The organism is Petrimonas sulfuriphila (genome assembly GCA_038561985.1).
GTDB lineage: Bacteria > Bacteroidota > Bacteroidia > Bacteroidales > Dysgonomonadaceae > Petrimonas > Petrimonas sulfuriphila.
On record CP073276.1, the window covers coordinates 145,248 to 165,656 of the forward strand.

The window sequence follows — 20,409 nt, forward strand, 5'->3', positions numbered from 1 at the left end:
TTTATTGTTTTAAATTGAATTAATCAGACTACATTAAAATTTTACCTGTACTCCAACAGTAACGGATTTCGCACTTGGATAACTTCCATAATCATAACCTAAGTTAACATTACTTGTAGTTCCCATACCGGTAGATCCCAAATAATTCACCTCCGGGTCAAAACCTGGATAATCAGTAAGGGTTATTAGATTCTGACCACTCAGATAAATTCTTGCATAGCTGATACCAGAGCCACGAAGTAACGACTGTGGCAACTGGTAGCCTAAGGATACATTTTTCAACCGGGCATAGCTTCCATCATAAACAAAACGATTTGACGAAATTCTTGAGCGGGAAGCTGTTGCTTTTGGAACATCGGTGTTGGTATTTGTTGGTGTCCAACGGTCAAGCGCCCTGGTAGTAGAATTGTTGAATCCCTGCATTAATTCCAGTTCAAACAAAGTAAAACTATAAATATCATTTCCTTGGGATGCCTGAACAAAAACATTCAAATCAAATCCTTTATATTCAAAGGTATTATTTAAACCCCAAATGAAATCAGGATTGGGGTCACCGATAATCGTCCTGTCATCGCTGTTCAACTGACCGTCAGGCTGACCTGTAAGTACACCATCCTGCTTTCCGTTTATGTCTCGGAATTTTTCACCGCCTGCAACCTGTTCAAAGCCACCGCCGGGAAGAAAAGTATCACCCTCCTGGTAAACCCCATCATAAATATACCCAAAGAACGACCCCATGGGATAACCTTCTCTCAACACATTGGTAGTACCGATTCCAACCATGTGCCCTGGAAATACGCTTCTTAAGACGTCGGCGCCATTAGGTAATTCCAGTACTTTATTCCGGTTTCTAGAGAAATTAAAATCGGTATTCCACTTAAAGTCTCCGTTAAAGTTTACGGTCGACAGGGTAAATTCAAATCCTTTATTTTCGACCGCACCAAAGTTTTTCCACATATTATTGTAACCGGAGTATGAAACCAGGGGAACCTGGAACAGTTGATCGGTGGTTTTCATATAATAATAGTCAGCAACAATTGAAATACGTTGATTAAATAACCCCAAATCAATACCGATATCCTGCTGAGCTGTTTTTTCCCAGGTAAGATTATTATTAGCTACTGTATTGGGCGTGACGGCATTTACAACTTCGTTACCAATTGTAACACTGGGTATTGTTCTCATCAGTGCCAAAGATCCGTAGGCAGCAATCGATTGGTTTCCTGTTATACCATAGCTGCCGCGCAACTTTAGCTGGCTGATCTGAGGTATCTCATCCATAAAACTTTCTTCTGCAATATTCCACGCAATAGCGCCTGATGGAAAAAAGCCCCATTTATTGTTTTTAGCAAATTTTGATGATCCGTCATAGCGGCCTGTGAAAGTAAGCAGGTAACGGTCAAATAATTTATAATGAAGCCTTCCGTAGAAAGACGATAACTCTGATTCTGTTAAAGAGGAAACAGGAGCTCTGTAGTTGGATCCTGCAGATAAGTTCCAAAAATCAAAAGCGTCTGAAAGAAAATTTTCGCTCTGGGCGCGCCAAAATTCAGATTTAGATGACTCGTAAGTATAACCGGCCATTAAAGATATATCATGAATTTCGCTGAACTTTTCACTGAAGGTGAAATAGTTTTCATTGGATAAGTTTGTAACCCTGTTCCCGTCAATGGTACCACGACCATTGATACTTCTGCCGCCATACATGGTTGTGGGTAAGTAGTTTCCGTAGCGGTTAGACCAGGTCTGCGCTCCAAAAGTTGACCGGAATTTTAAATTCTTTGTTATTTGATACTCTCCAAAGAAGTTGGCCTGCAGGTTGTCGCCTTCGCTTTCAATAGCCATTTCCCTCGCAATGGCAACGGGGTTGTCTCTTTCAAGACCAGTCATGAAAGAGCTGTGGTATGACCCGTCTGAATTATAAACAGGAATGGTAGGTTCGGTCAAAACTGTTGCCGACAGGACACCGGTCTGCCCGGCGCCACCGCTCCCTTCCATGTTCACTGTCCCATTTCTTTGCTCTCTTAATGCAAAAAGTTTAACGCCTACCTTGAGGTTCTTAAGCGCTTGTAAATCAAGGTTACTGGTGATCGAATAACGTTTGAATTTGGAATCAATCACAATCCCTTTCTGATCGTAAATAACGCCTGAAACATAATAGTGACTATCGTCGTTACCTCCCGAGATAGAAAGTTGATAATTTTGTATACCTCCCTGCCGGAATACTTCGTCCTGCCAGTCGGTATCTTCATAGTCTGTACCTGTCAGTTTCCCAGGCTCAATTTCATTTACATAATCGATATAATCAGCCGTTTTAAGTAAATCCAGTTTATTAAGCACGTTCTGTACAGAATAGGAGGAGTTAAATTCGATTTTGGCTTTTCCCACTCTACCACTTTTGGTTGTTACCAAAATAACACCGTTTGCTCCGCGTGAGCCGTAAATAGCAGTAGCAGAGGCATCTTTTAATACTTCGACAGACTGAATATCTTCACTCACCGGCATCGTAACGCCAGGGAAACCATCGACAACGATTAATGGGTCGCTTGACGAACTAATGGATTTTGCACCCCGGATACGCACTTTAAAGTCGGCTCCAGGTTCGCCGTTAGTGGCTTGGACATGTACACCTGATGCCCTTCCCTGTAAAGCCTGCATTGCCTGAATTGTTGGGAAGGCGGTTAAATCTTGTGATTTGACACTAGCTACTGAGCCAGTCAGATCTGATTTTCTCATAGTGCCATAACCGACTGCAACAATTTCTTCCAATGTTTTGGTATCTTCCTGTAAAATAATATCAAAGCTTGTTTTACCGGATGTGTTGATTGTCTGGCTTAAATATCCGATATATGATACACGAATATTTGCGTTCTCTTCCACACTGAGTGAAAAATGTCCATCTACGTCTGTCACTGTCCCGTTGGTAGTGCCTATTTCAATGATGTTGGCCCCGATCACGGTTTCACCGTTTTTATCAGTGATTTTTCCAGTGATTGCTTTTTTCTGTTGTGCAACCTCGTCTGTAACCAACTCGGATTTATCCCGGGATATAAGTTTTGTACTTTTATAAAGTGAAACTTGTCTTTCTACCAGGCTATAGTCCAGAGCAGTTTCGTCCAGGATAATATTCAGTATATTACTGATACTCTCTTTGTCTACATGGATAGAGGTTCTTTTATTAAGCTCCGTTTTTGCCTCATCTGTAATTAAAAAGAGGTAATCACTTGTTCTTTCAATCTCGGAGATCGCTTTTGAAATAGTCACATTTCTCAGCTCAAGAGTAAGCTCCTTTTGCTGAGGAAGTAAATTCTCTGCCATTGTGCTAAATAAGCAGACAAATAAAAAGAAAGTCGACAACTTCATGATCTTTAAGCATCGGTTGCATTTTTTATATGCAATTTGTTTAGATTTAATAAATTCTTCCATACATTTGTAATGAATTTAGTTTACTGATTAGGTTTATTTGTAAATTAAGTTTTTTATGATCGGGCAATGTGACAGCATTGTCCGATTTTTTCTGATATCTTATTAAGGGATTTATTTCATAGGCATCTCTTTTTTAATGATATGTATTGTATTATTTTCTCTTTTGTATAGCGTGGAGGAAAGTATAGAAACCGAAGTCATTACACTGTCCAGATTGTTCGAAAGGAATAACTTGCCAGTACAGGTTAGTTCATTTAGTTTCACATCCGTGTTTTCGTCGAATTGTACATTGTAGTAGCGTCCGATTTTCCTCAGAATTTCAGACATGGGTGTACTGTTAAATTCCAGCACACCCTTTCTCCAGCTGATATACTCTGATACATCGACAGTCTCTTTCAGAAAGTTGTTTTCAGTGATATCGATTTTCTCGTTTGGTAATAGCTCGGCTATATGTGTCGACCCTCTCCCTATTCTTACTTTCCCTTCGACCAACACAACGGTCTTACTGCTTTCATCGCTATAAGCAGAGATGTTAAATGAGGTTCCTTGAACTCGAATATCCATATCCTGTGCATGCACGATAAAAGGTACCTGCGCATTGTGGGCAACATCAATGAAAATCTCACCTTCAATGAAAATCTCACGTGTATTCCCATTAAATTCAGAAGGGAAATCAAGTTGTGTCCCCGAATTAAGCCATACTTCAGTCCCGTCAGAAAGTATCAGTTTTGATCTTTTACCGTAAGGAACAACTAATCTGTTTAATTCTGATTTGGCTAACGTCAGCACTTTTTTTGATGATGTACTGTCCGTGACCAAGGCATTTCCATCCTCAGTGAGACCAATTTGTACATTCTGAGCCAGGTTTATTTTTTTACCAGCTGAAATAAGATAAATTTCTTCCTCTGGCAATGTTTCCCCAACAATTATTTCATTTTTCTGCTCTGACATATACCCACTCTCTTTATTCATCTGATTCATAAATAAAAGTGACATAACACCCAGGAGCATAATGGCAGCAGCAGAACTTACCCATATTATCAGTCTGCGTCTCTTGTATTGGTTGATCTTTTGAAAGACCATATCATAAATATCCTTTTTGTCATGTTCTGACAGATGATACTTGTTGATTTCAATGGCATCAAACTGGCTGATGGCATTCTGTAGGGCAACTTCCAAATGTGGATTCTTTAACTTGAAATCTTTCCAGTAATCCTCTGATTCTTTCGTTTGAAATAGCCTCCACTTGATGAAATCTTCATTCTGAAGAAAGTGATCAGTCTGCTGAGATGTATGAATTATTTTATTCACAGCAATTCTTTTTTATATATTGACAATATTAAAATAAATTCGTGGACAAAATTTAATGTTAAAATTGCAATTTTAACATTATAGATATAGAGGTATCAAAAATGAAGATTTGAAAAGCTTCTATCGTATCAGATAGAGTAGAGTGAATAGGAATAAGCTCTCGGGGTGATTATCTTGGGAAGCATACTCGCGTAGTTTCTCCATGGCTCTGTACAGTAATTTTCTTGCAGACTCCTCATTGATATTCAAAACTTCTGCTATTTCCTTGTGCTGCAAACCGATCATATATTTCAGATAAACAGCTTCACGCTGATTTGGTGTTAACTTGCTTAACAATGATTCCACTTTTTTCTTAATCAATTCGGCTTTTTCATTGCTAATGATATCATCCAGTACTGTGACTTGAATGGAAAATGAGTTTGGAAAAGAGACAATTTTCTCCCTGTGCCTCTCCTTTTTATTCAAATTTATGAGGCAATTTTTGAAAGTCTTGAATATATAAGCGGTGATATTTTCTACATGATGAAGCTTCTCTCTGGTAATGTACAGTTTGTAAAAGGTATTCTGCAGGGCATCTTTACATATCTCAGTCGGAATTCCCAAGCTGATTCCATAAGAGAATAGCTCATCTATATGTTTTTTATAGATAAGAGAGAAAGAGAGATTATCTCCCTCTTCCAGGAATTTCTTCCATTGATTATCAATTGATTCCATTTATCTCCCATGTTTGGCGTAACCAACAGCAGAATACAAATTAACATCATTTTTTTTTTACTGGCAAATGTTTAGATATTTTTTCATTGTTGTCCGGTAAAACCGGTAATTTAAATTTTTGACACTAATTCAGTGGCTTTGCGCACTGTTTTTCGTGAGTTTCTAAAAGCAAGCCCCCTCCCATTGTGGAAAGAGCGAATATTGATCAGTTATGCCATTTTGACGAGCCTTTTGCTCTTCAAGAAGCTCCTGCCAGGCTTTTTCTGGATTCTCAAAAAAACTTCTGACATCGATGTAACTCATCAGATGCTGCCTGATGACAGAAACCATGTTTGAAAATGCCCATTTCCGCTTGATCTAGCTTTTGAGTATCATCAGCAGCAAGTTGGCCAGCATAACAGACCAAATTTGTATGATAATGGCGTTTTCATTGTCTCCCAGAAAATATTTCAAGGGAAAGTTCTGTTTCAGCTGCTTGAAAAGCATCTCGATCTGCCATCTTTTTTTATAAATCTGTGCGATTACTTCTGCAGGAAGTTCCATATTATTGGTGATGAACTCAAACAGGAGCCCATTGGTGGAATCCCAGTAAGCAATGCGTCATGAGAGATTCTTTTCAGTTTTTTGTTCTTACCGTAAGAAAGCTCAATGAGTTCATCTTTACACAACAAGGTTAATCGAACAGGCTCATCTGTCCGGTGATTTCATCCAGCAAGTCGGCATCGTTGATGTTGAGAGGTTCTTCCGCTTCAATCTCAACTTTCAACGGCTTGTCTTTTTCATCCTCTTCGGGTTCAGGAAAACGTGTTGGCTCTAACTCCTTCACCTCTTTCACCTCGTAATTGGAAATCCTTTTTCCTTTGGCTTTAAAACTTTTCACGCCGATAAATTCTTCCACATCAATTTCAAGCGGCTCGCGGAAATCATCACCGCCGCCGAAAATGGCCTCCACACGCGGATAAACCACATCGGTCAGCAAAAACAACTTCGAATCGGGATTGTCTCCTAAGAAATTGGCTGCCTTATCGGTTGCATCGAACGTAAAACGCTTCAAATAAGCATATCCCTGATCGGCATCGAAAAGAGCAGCAGACCATATCTTGCCTTCATCGTACTTTTCAATGCGGACAAAATCGGGCTCAAAATGGTTACTCAAATCAAAATTGCACGTATAGAAATCCCCGTCCCTATTGACAACCAATATCTTATCCGACCCTAAAAATTCACCCAGATACAAGCCCTCTTCATCGTAGTTAAGCCGCAGCACGTCTGGATCGAACCAAACCTTCCGTCCTCCCAGTGTTGAGAGTCCTTTTTGTTTAAGCATAATGCGATGTACGTCGGCTTTTGTCAGAATATTTCCCATCGCTCCCCTACCCTTGATGGCGATCTCGCTGAAATCCTTCTCAAACTGTAAAATCCGTTGACGGGGTTTGGGTTTCAGGATGACCCGCACGGTCTCAGCTTCGCCGTTGGGGTTTGCGCTGAAATAAACGATGCGTGAAGCAGTCTTTCCCTGCGTCACATCATAATCCTTGTCTCGTGTAACTCCTGTTACCGGGAAACGCTTGATGTAATGTGCACCCGATTTCCCGTGACGGTAAATCACGTTATAAATGGTTCTCTTATCGTTCTTCTTAAAGACGTTAGCATATAAAATTCCTTTTCCCACAAACATTTTATCGCTAACCTTTACCACTTTGTATTTTCCGTCCTTGAAGAAAACGATGATGTCGTCAATATCGGAACAGTTGCAGACAAATTCGTCTTTCTTCAACCCGGTTCCGATGAATCCTTCTTCACGATTAATGTATAATTTTTCATTGGCTTCCGCCACCTTAACAGCTTCGATATTCTCAAAACTGCGAATTTCCGTACGTCGTGGATAATTCTTGCCGTACTTTTCTTTCAGCATCAGGTACCACGAGATGGTGTAATCGGTCAGGTTATCCAAATGGTGGTTGATCTCTTCTATCTCGCCCCTGAACCTGGCAATATTCTCTTCGGCCTTGTCGGAATTGAATTTCAGGATACGCGCCATCTTTATCTCCATCAGCCTCAGGATATCCTCCGATGTTATTTCGCGGATAAATGACGGCTTGTACGGTTCCAGGCGCTTATCGATATGGGCGACAGCAATCTCCATATTCCGGGCATTCTCAAACTCATTGTCCTTGTAAATGCGCTCTTCGATAAATATTTTCTCGAGTGATGCAAAAAGGAGGGCCTCCTGTTTTTCCTGTTTTTCAATTTCCAGTTCCAAACGGAGAAGCTCTTTAGTGCGATCGGTGGAGATGCGGAGCACATCGCTGACGGTAAGAAAATGCGGTTTGTCGTCCTCAATGATACAGCAATTGGGTGAAATATTGATCTCACAATCCGTAAATGCGTATAGGGCGTCGATGGTCCTGTCGGACGAAACCCCGGGAGCAAGCTGCACATGAATCTCCACATTTGCAGCCGTAATATCGTCCACTTTTCGGATCTTTATCTTTCCCCGGTCGTTTGCTTTGATGATCGATTCTACAACAGAAGCCGTTGTTTTTCCATACGGCAGGCTAGTGATAACCAATGTCTTGTTATCGAGTTTTTTTATCGAGGCACGTACTTTTACCGACCCGCCCCGTTCGCCATCGTTGTATTTCTCCACATCGATATATCCACCGGTTTGGAAGTCGGGAAACAGGCTGAACTTCTTCCCCTGCAGGTATGCAACAGATGCATCGCACAGTTCGTTGAAGTTGTGCGGTAAAATTTTAGAGGTCAGGCCCACAGCAATACCCTCCGTGCCTTGCGCCAGCAGCAGCGGGAACTTAGCCGGTAGTGTTACGGGCTCTTTGTTTCGCCCGTCGTACGACGGTTTCCATTCGGTAGTTTTGGCATTAAAAAGAACCTCGAGAGCAAATTTTGTCAAGCGTGCTTCTATATACCTGGGTGCAGCAGCTCCATCTCCGGTATGTACGTTTCCCCAGTTACCCTGACAGTCGATTAGCATGTCTTTCTGGCCAAGCTGAACCAGTGCATCGCCGATGGAGGCATCACCGTGCGGGTGAAACTGCATGGTAAAACCGATAATGTTCGCCACCTTGTTGTACCTCCCGTCATCCATTCGCTTCATAGCGTGAAGAATACGGCGCTGTACCGGCTTCAGTCCGTCAGTAACATGCGGAACCGCACGCTCCAGAATCACATACGACGCATAGTCCAGAAACCAGTCCTGATACATCCGGGAAAGGTTCATGGGGGAGTCTTCGGCTAGCCGGGTAATAATTCGGGGATTGGAGTGTTGCGAAGAATCGGAAAGAAGAATATCGTCCTCTTCCGGATTCATTTGCATATCTTTATCTTCAAAATCTTCTTCGTTGCTATCTTTTAATGACATATACTGTTTCAGGTTGAAAAAACATTCAAAGTTACCTTTTTTTTGCGTGATTTACAAACGAAAGCCAAGGGCATTTCTATTTTCCGTCATGTGGACAATTCTCGGAAAAATTACAGTGGATGTGTGTTTTTTTGATGCCGGGTAAACTACTTCCCCAAAAATGTGTTATTAGTAAAAGGAAATACTAGTTGTTTTAGTCTCGCATACATTAATGATTAATATACGGCTAAAGTAAAACTCAAAAATTAACAACAAAACAAAAACTATGGAAAGAAAAAAATTAAATCAACCGGTGAAATTTTCTTTAGTAATGGTCATCGCCCTCGCTCTTTTACAAGGCTGTGGAAGCGTTCCCTTCACTGGAAGAAGACAATTAAGCCTGGTTTCGAACGAACAGGTGGTTGCACTTAGCTTGCAGCAGTACCAGGATTTTATGCGTTCTGCGCCTCTTGAAAGGAGTACGACCAACGCCGAGATGGTAAAAAGGGTGGGCTCCCGGATTGCCAACGCCGTGGAAACATTTTACAAGAATAACGGTTATGAATCTGAGCTGCAGTATTATCAGTGGGAGTTTAACTTGGTTAAAGACAAAAGCGTGAATGCATTTGCCATGCCCGGTGGAAAAATTGTTATCTACGATGGATTACTTCCGGTGACACAAACGGAGGAGGCTTTAGCAGTGGTGGTCGGACACGAAGTTGCCCATGTCATTGCCCGGCATGCTCAGGAAAGAATCAGCCAGCAGATGGCCCTGCAATACGGGGGAGCTGTTGCCGGCGGCCTTTTAGGCAATTCGGTAGGGGCACAAATCGGTCAACAGGTATTCGGTCTTGGCGCTCAATTTGGAGTGATGATGCCGTATGCCCGTAAACAAGAATACGAAGCCGATGAAATAGGGCTCATTGTCATGGCCCTGGCAGGATACAATCCTCAGGCAGCAGTTCCCTTCTGGACGAGAATGGCACAAAGTTCTCAAGGTGGTGCTCCACCCGAATTTCTTAGCACTCACCCGACGGACGAAAAGCGCATCGCACGCATTCAGCAAATTATGCCCAACGTACAGCAGTACTATAAAGGAACCGGCGTTCAGAACACGACGAGTGAGCCCATAAAAACCCAGGCTCCTGTTCCCGCAAAAACGGAAGAAGCAAAAACTTCGAAAGAGTGGACGTTTTAGTCCGGATAATACCTCAATGACAAATTTAGTTAAGGGGTCGCTATGCGATCCCTTTTTTTGGGACTGTCACCAGCGAGGGGAAATCATGTTTTAAAGATCGATAAAGTAGCTTTAATACAAAATAATGGCTAACTTTGGCCAATGTGAAAAAACCAATAGACCATTCACCTTGGATTACTTTAAATATTCGATTTATTATGAACAAGACAACCTCTAAGTTTAGCAGAGACACACGCACCGAGCACGATCTTATCGGAGCTATGGAAATCCCCACAGCAAGTTATTTCGGTATTCAAACCCTCCGGGCAGTAGAAAACTTTGACATTAGCCGTTCAAAACTTCATCATTACCCCCAGCTCATCCGGGGTTTGGCAGATGTGAAAGCAGCTGCAGCACTGGCCAACAAAGAACTTGAATTGTTAAACCCCGTCATTGCCGATGCCATTGTGGAAGCCTGCAGGGAAATTAAACACGGCAAACTCCACGATCAGTTTGTGGTGGATATGGTACAAGGTGGTGCAGGCACCTCAACCAACATGAATGCCAACGAAGTAATTGCCAACCGGGCATTGGAAATTCTAGGGTTCGAGAAGGGAGATTACACCCATTGTCACCCCAACAACCACGTAAATCTTTCTCAATCTACCAACGATGCTTATCCCACAGCGCTGAAAATAGCCTTATACCGAAGTATCGGCGAATTGATTAACGCATTGGAGAAATTGATTGTCGTTTTCCGGGAAAAAGGGAAAGAGTTTGCAGAAGTCATAAAAATGGGACGCACGCAGTTACAAGACGCCGTTCCTATGACACTTGGCCAAGAGTTTGATGCATTTGCCACAACTTTAGAGGAAGAAGTATCACGATTGAGCCAAAACCGCCAGTTACTTCTCGAAACCAATATGGGAGCAACGGCTATTGGGACAGGAATCAACTCCGACCCGGAATACACGGTAATCTGCACCCGTTACCTGGCAGAAATATCGGATATTGCCGTCGTTGCTGCCGATAACCTGATCGAAGCCACCAGCGACACGGGGGTTTTCATCATGAACTCATCGGTTATTAAACGGTTAGCCGTAAAACTATCAAAAATCTGCAACGACCTGCGATTACTTTCCTCTGGACCAAGAACAGGACTGAACGAGATTAACTTACCCCCCATGCAGCCTGGTTCTTCCATTATGCCCGGCAAAGTAAATCCGGTTATTCCCGAAGTGGTCAATCAAATTGCCTACAAGGTCATTGGCAATGATTTAACCGTGACCATGGCATCGGAAGCCGGACAACTCCAGCTGAATGTTATGGAACCCATAATCGCCTATTCGCTGATGGAGAACATCGAAATGCTTATCAACGGCATCAATACACTGAGAAGCAAATGTATTTCCGGAATCACGGCAAACCAAGATCGCTGCAGGGATATGGTGTTAAATAGTATTGGCTTGGTTACGGCATTAAATCCGTACCTGGGATATGAAGACTCTACCCGGGTAGCTGCCGAAGCATTAAGAACAGGAAAGGGCGTTTATGATATCGTACTGGAAAACAAACTGATTGCCCAAGAGGAGTTGGATGAAATACTGAAGCCGGAAAATATGATCCGGCCTCGAAGAATAAACAAGTTAAAATAAAAGTTATTTCCGCAGCCGATGGAATGATCTGACTAAAATCTCGTCGGCACCGATCCTACGGATGGCGAGATAGGTCAAGATAATGGCAATAACCGGCATAATTGCACCAATACCGATCTTTTGAAACTGTAATCCGGCTTCGGGATTGATATTGAAAATCAAAAACCCAAAATAAAGGTAAAATCCGACCATCAGAAAGATATTAAAAATAGATATCCGGATTTGTAAAATTCGGGTTTTGTACAGGAAAACTGTCACAATCGGCAAAAGAGCGCTGATGGCACCAATAGCAAAAAGTGCCCAAGTGGAACTTTCAAGGTCTCCGCTCCTGTACATTCCCATCGCTTCAAAAACAACAGGATCACCGTTATAGAAAAAAGAAGCCAGAGGGGTTACCGTAGCCACCAGCATACAAACTGAGGCAAGCAGTAAAAACAGGGTTTGAATTCTCTGAAGCATACCGTTCTGTTAAAACTGCTCTTTTTCTTTGGCAGGATTGCGGTAATAAATTTCCCCTTCCTTCCAGTCTTGCAGGGCTATCAGTGAAGGTTTCGGGAGTTTTTCGTAAAAACGCGAAATTTCTATCTGTTCGTGATTTTCAAAAACTTCCTCCAGATTGTCTGTATATGAAGCAAACTCCTGTAATTTGGTATCCAGGTCCTGCTTCATCTCGACAGAAAGCTGATTAGCTCTTTTACTGATTATGCGGACCATCTCATAGACATTCCCCACCGGCTCGGCAAGTTTCATCACATCACGGGTTTCGGTGTTCTGAGGTGCATTTGTTCTTCTGTAATCCATTTTATATGCTAATTCTTAGTTATATTCCTTGTGTTCAATTAATTGATTTATGACGGCAGCACGTCTATTTTACTTTGCGCCTTCTTGTAGTATCTGTCAGCTTCCGGCATGTATTTTCCGTTTGGGAAAGTATTTTTGTAATTGAAATACTCATCAAGCACCATACGGTATCGTTCGGGCTGGGTCCCTAATGTACTGCGTTCGGCATACTCAAAACGGGCACGGAGGATAATCATCTGATACTCCTCGTTGTATTTCGAAAACGGGTAGCTTTTCATTGCTTCACGAGCAGTTATGACTGCCGATTCGTAATTGTTACCCATATAATTTCCCAGGTTCAAGTATAACTGCGCAGCCAACAGCTCTTTATGAGCCAACTTCTCCTGCAACTCAAACATATAGTTCTTGGCTTGTTCCGATCGCTCACTTTGAGGATATTCTTCCATGTAGCGCTGAAACTCGGCAATGGCCTTATATGTTTTAGATTGATCCAGCTTGGAATCGGGAGAATCGAGATATAAACCGTAAGCTGCATAAAACAAGGCCGGCTCAGCATACTCTCCCTTGGGGTATGTATTGTAGTAAGTAGTAAACATCTCCGTTGCAGACAGGTAGTCCTTTGAATTATAATAACTTTGTCCCAACAGATATAACGACTCCTCTGCCCTGGCAGTTCCTTTGAAAAAAGGCACCAGTTCCTCGAGCAAGGTAATAGAGCGACTGTATTTACCTTCTTCGAAATACTTCTTTGCGTATGTGTATTTCACATCCTTATCGGTACTTTTCAAAATCTTGTTGTATTCGCCGCACGAAGTCAGCAACACAGCAAGCAATAAAAAATATACAGGTTTTACTCTCATTTCGTAAAATCGATTTTAGCGCACAAATTTACGGAAACTTTCTCAGTTTTAGTTCATCGAAAGCCAATTTTATTCTATTTTAGGATTTTATACCCAACACGGACAAAATACTTTCAACATACTTTCTGTCGTTCGATAGTTTGGGAACTTTATTTTGCCCACCCGTTTTCTCCCTGAATTTCATCCATTTATAAAAATCTCCCGGTTCCAGCATACGCACTACAGGCTTACCAAGAGACAGGTTGTATGAGCGTTTGGCCTCGTAATCGGAGTTCAGCTTTTTCAGGTTTTCATCCAAAACAGATTCAAATTGCTTCAAATCAGACGGTTTATCTTCAAACTCGATAAGCCATTCGTGTGCTCCCCCGTGATTATCGCTGAAGTAGATAGGGGCTACCGTGTATTCGGTCACCTTAGCTCCGGTAATCCGGCAGGCCTCTGTCAAAGCACGATCGGCATTATCCACAATCAGTTCTTCACCAAAAGCGTTAATAAACTGCTTGGTGCGACCCGTAATCCTGAATAAATACGGATTGGTGGAGGTAAATTCGATGGTGTCGCCTATTTTGTAACGCCACAAGCCCCCGCTAGTTGAAATCACCAACGCGTACTGCTTCCCAATCTCCACATCAGCCAGCGTCAGAGCCTGAGAACACTCTTTGTCACACTCTTCCGCGGGAAGAAATTCGTAGAAAACCTCATTATCCAGCAACAGCAACATATCGTTGGATTTGCTCGAATACTGAACGCCAAAGAACCCTTCAGAGGCATTGTATGTTTCCCAGTAACGCATTTTCTTCGTAGGAATCAGTTTTTCATATTGCTCGCGAAACGGGCCGAAACTCACTCCCCCGTGAAAGAATACCTCTAAATTTTTCCACAGGTCGGGAAGTGGCTTGCCGGTATCCTCCACAATTTTTTTCAACAACACCATCATCCACGACGGGACTCCCAAAAATGCCCGGATATCTTCCTTTACTGCGTAATCCGACAGTTTCTTCAATTTTTCCTCCCAATCGGGAAGTAAGGCAATCTCTTCGGGTGTTCGTGCCAGCTTGGCTATAAAAGGGAGGTTTTTCATCAAGATAGCAGAAATATCACCGGTGAACGTACTGTCACCAATATTGTTAATTTGCTGACTTCCTCCCAACACCAGCGTTTTGCCAAGAAAAAACTCCGTATCGGGATAGTTGTTTGTGTACAGGCCAAGCATATGATATCCGCACCTGTAATGACAGTGCTCCAACGACTCCTGTGTTACGGGAATATATTTGCTCTTGTCTTCAGTGGTTCCGCTCGACATGGCAAACCACTTTACAGGCGAGTCCCAAAGCACATTTTGCTGCCTGTCTCTAATTATTTTATCAAGATAAGGCCGTAAATCTTCATAAGAAGTAACAGGAACTTTTTTCTGAAAATCGGAAACCGTAAGAATATCCCCAAACTGATTTTCTGCACCGTAAAGCGTATTTCGTCCGTGCTCCAACAGGTATGAAAATATTTTCTCTTGCGTAGCGACGGGATGGTCGATGAATTTTTCGACTGACTTATAATAGGATTTAAAAACGGCTCTTGTAATTTGCTTGATCATCCACAATGATGTTTATGATTTGACGGCACAAAGGTAAGAAGGACTTTTTGAAAATTGACCATTAAAAAATTTTGAAAACATAAAAAAAGTAAAAAGAAGGTCAAGGCTGTTTTTTCATCTCCAAGTCAAAACCCAACAACATACCGTCGTAGAGATCAGCCATGGCAGCCAGAATTTCAACGGAATTATTCTTGGTGAACATGCTCAGGGTTTTCATCATTTGAAGAAAACTATCGGCATCAAACAGCAGTTTTAACCCCGAACCCGACCGGTGAACATGGGCCGTCATACGTCCCAAACCACGCATATAACTCATGGAAAGGACTTTCTTTTCTTCGTCTAATCTAAACTTACCCGAAAGCTTCAATAAACCCAGTTTCGCAGAGTAAGTGCTGTCCTCCTTAAAAGTAAAATCGCACTTCTCCTCGCTGATCCCGATCTTCATACAGTATTCGTTAAACGTTTTCTCTACTTGTGAGGCTACTACTGCACCGCCGGCTTTTTTCAACAGGTTCTCGGTTTCGAACGTACAGGCAGTACCCTTATATCCCCAGTCACCTATCAGGTCTTTATCCGACAATGATGAATTTGCAAACAGGCTCCATACTTGCTGAAACACGTTCTTCGATTCCACTTTTTCCTGAGCCGAAACGCTGAAAAAGAGGGTAGACAATGAGAAAATAAAAACGACAACTTGTGGTTTTTTAATCAGGGGTATGTTAAAGGCATTCATCAGCGCCACTATCCTATTTTGCTTATTTTCAATAATTTATCCTCATCGATTATTTTTATCTTTCTCCCGTCGAGAGAAATGATGCGCTCGTTCACAAAGTTGGCGAGCGTTCTGATAGCATTGGCTGTGGTCATGTTGGAAAGATTGGCCAGATCTTCGCGAGCCAGATAAATATTTATGGTTGCACCGTCTTCTTCCAGGCCGTAGCTTTCTTTCAGGAAGATAAGCGATTCAGCAAGCCTTCCCCTGACGTGTTTTTGGGTAAGATTGACCACCCGGTTATCGGCGACCCCCAGATCACAAGACAGCATCTGGATGAAAAACAGTGCCAGGTTACCGTTTTCTCTCAACATATCTTCGATCAGCTCCATCGAAATAAAACAAACGGTTGAAGCCTCAAAGGCCGAAGCGGCAGTAACATAAGGTTCCCGTGCAAAAAAAGCACGGTAGCCGAAATACTGGATGGGGCGGATCATCCGGATAATCTGCGTCCTTCCACCTACGCCGCTCTTATAAATTTTCACTTTCCCCTTAAGCAGACACATCAAATCGAGGGGTTGTTCCTCTTCAATGTATATAGTTTCATTTTTCTTATAATGAACAAACCGGGCATTTTTCTTGATCTGTTCACGTTCCTCTTCCGAGAGCACACGCCAGATATCTGCCAAAGTGGATGATAAATCAATTATTTCCTTTGCTTTTCTGCCCATCACATGTTACAAAACTATGTTATAAAGCACAAAAATAAGAAATTATTCACTCAAAAAATAAATAAACCGTCAAAAACTTGAGAATTAAGGGATGAAAGGTGTCATTTTTGACATTATTTACACCTTGAGCACAATTAAACCGGGTGCTTTGTAAAAAAATTTACCCCGATTAAAATCATTCTGTTTTCAAAATTAAGTAGATTTGCAACTTAGAAATGAGAATAAGATCGGGCATATTGATTTTGTCGATTTTTATAACTTCAAGCATGTTTAGCCAGACTGCGATTCCGCTTGATACCGTTTTGAAAAGATCGATGAGTGCGGCAGAAAAATACAACGGATTGGTTGAAAATTACACGGCCGATGTTTATATGCGTACTTATGTGGAAACATTGAAAAAAAATTTCCTCTTTAAGTACACTCACCTTGTGCCCCGATTCGTACTTCACGATCCGAAATCAGACGAAGCCTTGATTGAAACCCTAAGCACACTGAGCTTCACCTATCCGAATAATTACCTGCAGGATATCAAAAACGTGACCGGGACGCTGACAGGCAAAAAAGACATCGACATGATTCCCTTTTACCTGCTGAACATCAACGTCTACGGAGAAACAACAAACACCGAAAGTTTCTTTATGCCCGTCCGGTTTTCTACTGCCAGGTACTATACCTACCACCTGAGGCAAATGCAGTTTGAAAATAACAAGACTTATTACACCGTAGAATTTAATCCGATATACAGCAATCAAAAACTGCTAAAGGGCCATTTTGTAATTGAAAGCGGCACCTGGCGCATTGTGCATTTCAGCGCCGAAGGCGTGGAATCTTTCTCTAATTTCTCGTTTGAAATAACAATGGGCAACACATGGATAACCAATTACTTACCAGTACATTTCGTGATTTATCATACAGCAAACTACCTGGGAAATGTAGTGGCAAGCCGACACCTTGCCTCCATGAATTACAACAATGTTGTTCTGCGGGTAAATGAGAAAAAAGAAAAGATACTAAACATCAGCGATTTCTTCAGGGTAAGATTAGACTCCGTTCCGGTCAACAACGATTCGGTTTTTTGGGCACAAAACAGGGCTATACCCCTACAAGCCAGGGAGGTGGAAGTTATCAGGAATTATGAAAAAACTAATCAGCAAAAACCGACCGAAGAGAAGGTCGACATTTCACAGCAAAACGGCAAAAGGGTACAACAGTTTGCACAGCGGATGGTTATGGATTCGCGGTATAAAATAAAATCCACCATGATCGGGTATAGCGGACTGTTGAACCCGTTGATGCTGGGATATTCATCGATCGACGGAGTGACGTACAGGCAAAAACTCTCTTTCAATTTCGATTTGAAAAGGAGCAGAACATTCAAAGTAAATGCATTTGCCGGTTATATGTTCAGACGTAAAGAGTTTTTCACCGACGTAACCAGCACTTGGAATTACGAACCCTTTTATCACGGCAACGTTTCCTTATCGGCAGGGATAGGAAACCCCACCTACAGTTCATTATTCATCCATGAAATACAAAAAAACCTGCAAAACAGCGGTATCAAGTTCGAAGATATTTCCGTAAATTACTTCAAGGATTATTACGTGAAATTATTCAACGACTATGAACTATTCAACGGTTTTGTATCTACGATCGGCATTGAATACCACATCCGACAACCCAAAAAAAACGGTCAACCGTTATTATCCCCTGTCACCCTAGAAAGTAATCCGATAGAAAATATCCTTGTCACAAAGAAGGCGTTTGCGCCTTACCTGAGGCTCAGCTGGACTCCGGAACAATATTACCGTTATGAAGGACGCCAAAAAATTTACGTCCGCTCCCGGTTTCCCACTTTCAAGATAGAACTCTCAAGAAGCTACCGGAATGTTTTTGGTAGCACATCACAATACAACCGGGTGGAGTTCGACATGAGCCAAAATATTCCTCTCGGGCCGATGAGTTCATTTAAGTATCGAGTGGGTGCAGGACGGTTTGTTAACCAGAGCACTGAATATTTTGCCGATTTTACCTTCTTTGCCAAAAATAACTTTCCCGACAACTGGCAAGACGGCATAGGTGGGACATTCAGTTTGCTGAACCGCCACCTGTACAACGCTTCCGACTCTTATGTGCAGGGACATATTATGCTTGAGACCCCTTTTCTTATCATCCGGAACATTCCTTTAATCTCTGATTACATCAACCGGGAACGTTTGTACATAAGCCAGCTTTATACCCCCTACATTGTTTCGTACACTGAATTTGGATACGGTGTCGGCAACCGGTTTTTCAAAACTGCAAATGCTGCGATTTTCTGCTCGTTTCATAAAACCAAATTCAGGGAAATCGGCGTCAAGGCATCTTTCGAGCTGTAACCTACTGCTTACGAGTGGCCTCCTGCTACTATACGCATCACTTTAAAGCCTATGACAAAAAACCGCACTGTCTGATACAAAATGCAGGTTCGCCAGAATTTTGTCCAGCCTGTGGGAACCGTGGCAAACGATTCCAGGCTATAGGGTATTGTATTTTTATTATCCATATCCGTTTTCTAATGGTTATCGAAATCATTCAGGAATCAGCCACCAAAAAGGGTTTGCCTTTGCCTTGTATAAAAACATATAGTGCATAATCAGCTTAAACCAATGTCCAGCAAGTCCTATTTCGCCTAAGGTATAACGGAGGTTCCTGCCCCATTTCGGATATTTTTCCCAATCGGGGACAATAGGAAAAACCGTCATTGATGCGGCCTTCCCTTTCTTTATTCCAAATCCGGCAGAGATAACGCAGGCAGCCCCCATACGTGCCATGGAAGCCTTGTGTTTGTACTCGCGTCTGCCTGTTTTAATCCTGTCGGCAATATTTTCAGCAACCACTTTTCCGATAACCCCCGAAGGCATTCCTGTACGGGGAGCAGTGGCTGAGATTGCCGTTCCTTTCGTGCTCACCATGGGTTTAGAAATAGCATGCGGAGGAGCAAACGCAATCCCAGTAGCAAAAACATTGTTGTAAGTGGGGTTCTCGTAGATAGAAGGCCAATCCGATGGTTTCCATTCACTGTAGGGTTTTAACGTATAATCGGCATCCACCTTGAGAAACCCGTTTGCAGCAAACAGAACTGTTGTTATATCGTCTCCACTTTTGTTATAAGCCTTTAAACCAACTCCTGCAAAACCGGGGATGAGCATGGCAAAATCAAACTCTTTGGTCAATTCTTCTCCCGCCAGTGTCTCGTAATGGATTATTCCCGGTTCAATTTTCTTGACTCCCGCGCCCACAGTCCAGGTAATGCCATACTCAGTGAAGAGCGACTCGGCAAGAATCTTGGTAGGGGTAATGTAACCGCTTCGTTTTATAAAAGCCCCTCCCATACCGAAATCGCCTAATTCATATTCGTTGGAGATCCAACTTATTTCTGCCAGATGATCGAGTTTCCTCCGGGCTACCTCAAATGCGATGTTTAACGCAAATTCAAAAGCCGCTCCCTGACAAGTGGCCAGAGGATGTCCCGTTCCGACAACTATCCGCTGCCTTTCGCCTTTTTCCATTTTGGCAAAACAGGCTTGTAGGTGCTCCCACGTCAAGGCCGCATGTTGATAAGTACATACGGAATCGGTGTAAAATTCCGGCCCCAGACCCTCGGTGGCTCCAAAATTAAGCTTGGGTCCGGTAGCGTTAATCAGGTAATCGTATTCCAGGATTTCCTCCCGGTCTTTTCTATCTTCAGAAACATACCTGATTTTCACAAATCCCTTATCGGTTTCCGCATTTCCTTCGGGATGAATGGAGAGCGCCAGCGCCTGCTTAAAAACAATGTGGTTCTTTTTATAAACCGGAGCCAGTTCGAAAATAACTTGTTTTACTTTCATTAAACCGATTCCAACCCAGATATTGGAAGGAACCCACTGGTAGTAGGCATTTGGGCTGACAACCACTACTTCGTGTTCTTTTCCCAATTTCCGTCTTGCCGACAATGCCGCTGTGTGGCCGGATATACCGGCGCCTAAGATGAGTAATCTTGCCATAGTATTTCTTGGATTAGTTAAACATTGAAGATTAAGACATATTGC

General features: G+C 42.3%; 16 protein-coding genes. 3 read left to right on the forward strand and 13 right to left on the reverse strand.

Going from position 1 to position 20,409, the window contains the following annotated elements:
* Positions 1-33 precede the first annotated feature (33 nt).
* From KCV26_00480 to KCV26_00500, 5 genes are all read right to left on the reverse strand, one after another.
* Positions 34-3,426 carry a TonB-dependent receptor gene (locus tag KCV26_00480; GenBank protein ID WZX36901.1) on the reverse strand — a complete coding sequence of 1,131 codons (3,393 nt, stop codon included), beginning with the start codon at positions 3,424-3,426 and terminating at the stop codon, positions 34-36.
* A gap of 111 nt (positions 3,427-3,537) precedes the next feature.
* Positions 3,538-4,737 carry a FecR domain-containing protein gene (locus tag KCV26_00485; protein WZX36902.1) on the reverse strand — a complete coding sequence of 400 codons (1,200 nt, stop codon included), beginning with the start codon at positions 4,735-4,737 and terminating at the stop codon, positions 3,538-3,540.
* Positions 4,738-4,857: 120 nt separating this feature from the next.
* Entirely contained in the window at positions 4,858-5,451 is a 594-nt protein-coding gene (locus KCV26_00490) for a sigma-70 family RNA polymerase sigma factor (GenBank protein WZX36903.1), read from the reverse strand.
* A 357-nt stretch (positions 5,452-5,808) separates the two neighbouring features.
* Positions 5,809-5,994, reverse strand: a complete 186-nt coding sequence (locus KCV26_00495) for a transposase (GenBank protein WZX36904.1) — start codon at positions 5,992-5,994, stop codon at positions 5,809-5,811.
* 130 nt (positions 5,995-6,124) lie between these two features.
* On the reverse strand, positions 6,125-8,833 hold the full coding sequence (locus tag KCV26_00500; protein ID WZX36905.1) for a DNA gyrase/topoisomerase IV subunit A: 2,709 nt from the start codon (positions 8,831-8,833) through the stop codon (positions 6,125-6,127).
* A gap of 265 nt (positions 8,834-9,098) precedes the next feature.
* Here KCV26_00500 and KCV26_00505 point away from each other — a divergent pair, with 265 nt between their 5' ends.
* Together KCV26_00505 and aspA are read left to right on the forward strand one after the other, a co-directional pair.
* Positions 9,099-10,010: a M48 family metallopeptidase gene (locus KCV26_00505; protein WZX36906.1), complete on the forward strand. Its 912-nt coding sequence runs from the start codon at positions 9,099-9,101 to the stop codon at positions 10,008-10,010.
* 197 nt (positions 10,011-10,207) lie between these two features.
* Positions 10,208-11,644 (forward strand): aspartate ammonia-lyase, encoded by a 1,437-nt coding sequence (gene aspA, locus KCV26_00510; GenBank protein WZX36907.1) that lies wholly within the window; start codon positions 10,208-10,210, stop codon positions 11,642-11,644.
* A 3-nt stretch (positions 11,645-11,647) separates the two neighbouring features.
* On the opposite strand, the gene KCV26_00515 is transcribed toward aspA, so the two are convergent.
* The 6 genes from KCV26_00515 to KCV26_00540 form a co-directional block, all read right to left on the reverse strand.
* Positions 11,648-12,103, reverse strand: a complete 456-nt coding sequence (locus tag KCV26_00515; GenBank protein ID WZX36908.1) for a DUF4293 domain-containing protein — start codon at positions 12,101-12,103, stop codon at positions 11,648-11,650.
* 9 nt (positions 12,104-12,112) lie between these two features.
* The gene (locus tag KCV26_00520; GenBank protein ID WZX36909.1) at positions 12,113-12,445 is read right to left on the reverse strand and encodes a DNA-directed RNA polymerase subunit omega; all 333 of its coding nucleotides are present in this window, start codon (positions 12,443-12,445) and stop codon (positions 12,113-12,115) included.
* 47 nt (positions 12,446-12,492) lie between these two features.
* On the reverse strand, positions 12,493-13,305 hold the full coding sequence (bamD, locus tag KCV26_00525) for an outer membrane protein assembly factor BamD (GenBank protein ID WZX36910.1): 813 nt from the start codon (positions 13,303-13,305) through the stop codon (positions 12,493-12,495).
* A gap of 79 nt (positions 13,306-13,384) precedes the next feature.
* Positions 13,385-14,896, reverse strand: coding sequence for a GH3 auxin-responsive promoter family protein (locus KCV26_00530; GenBank protein WZX36911.1), 1,512 nt, complete (start codon positions 14,894-14,896; stop codon positions 13,385-13,387).
* A gap of 100 nt (positions 14,897-14,996) precedes the next feature.
* On the reverse strand, positions 14,997-15,629 hold the full coding sequence (locus tag KCV26_00535) for a DUF4923 family protein (protein WZX36912.1): 633 nt from the start codon (positions 15,627-15,629) through the stop codon (positions 14,997-14,999).
* An 8-nt stretch (positions 15,630-15,637) separates the two neighbouring features.
* Positions 15,638-16,339 (reverse strand): Crp/Fnr family transcriptional regulator, encoded by a 702-nt coding sequence (locus KCV26_00540; protein ID WZX36913.1) that lies wholly within the window; start codon positions 16,337-16,339, stop codon positions 15,638-15,640.
* A gap of 266 nt (positions 16,340-16,605) precedes the next feature.
* On the opposite strand from KCV26_00540, the gene KCV26_00545 reads away from it, so the two are divergent.
* Positions 16,606-18,714, forward strand: a complete 2,109-nt coding sequence (locus KCV26_00545; protein ID WZX36914.1) for a hypothetical protein — start codon at positions 16,606-16,608, stop codon at positions 18,712-18,714.
* An 8-nt stretch (positions 18,715-18,722) separates the two neighbouring features.
* Here the strand turns inward: KCV26_00545 and KCV26_00550 are convergent, their stop codons facing one another.
* Together KCV26_00550 and KCV26_00555 are read right to left on the reverse strand one after the other, a co-directional pair.
* Positions 18,723-18,881 carry a hypothetical protein gene (locus KCV26_00550; protein WZX36915.1) on the reverse strand — a complete coding sequence of 53 codons (159 nt, stop codon included), beginning with the start codon at positions 18,879-18,881 and terminating at the stop codon, positions 18,723-18,725.
* 25 nt (positions 18,882-18,906) lie between these two features.
* On the reverse strand, positions 18,907-20,364 hold the full coding sequence (locus KCV26_00555; protein WZX36916.1) for an FAD-dependent oxidoreductase: 1,458 nt from the start codon (positions 20,362-20,364) through the stop codon (positions 18,907-18,909).
* Positions 20,365-20,409: the final 45 nt, after the last annotated feature.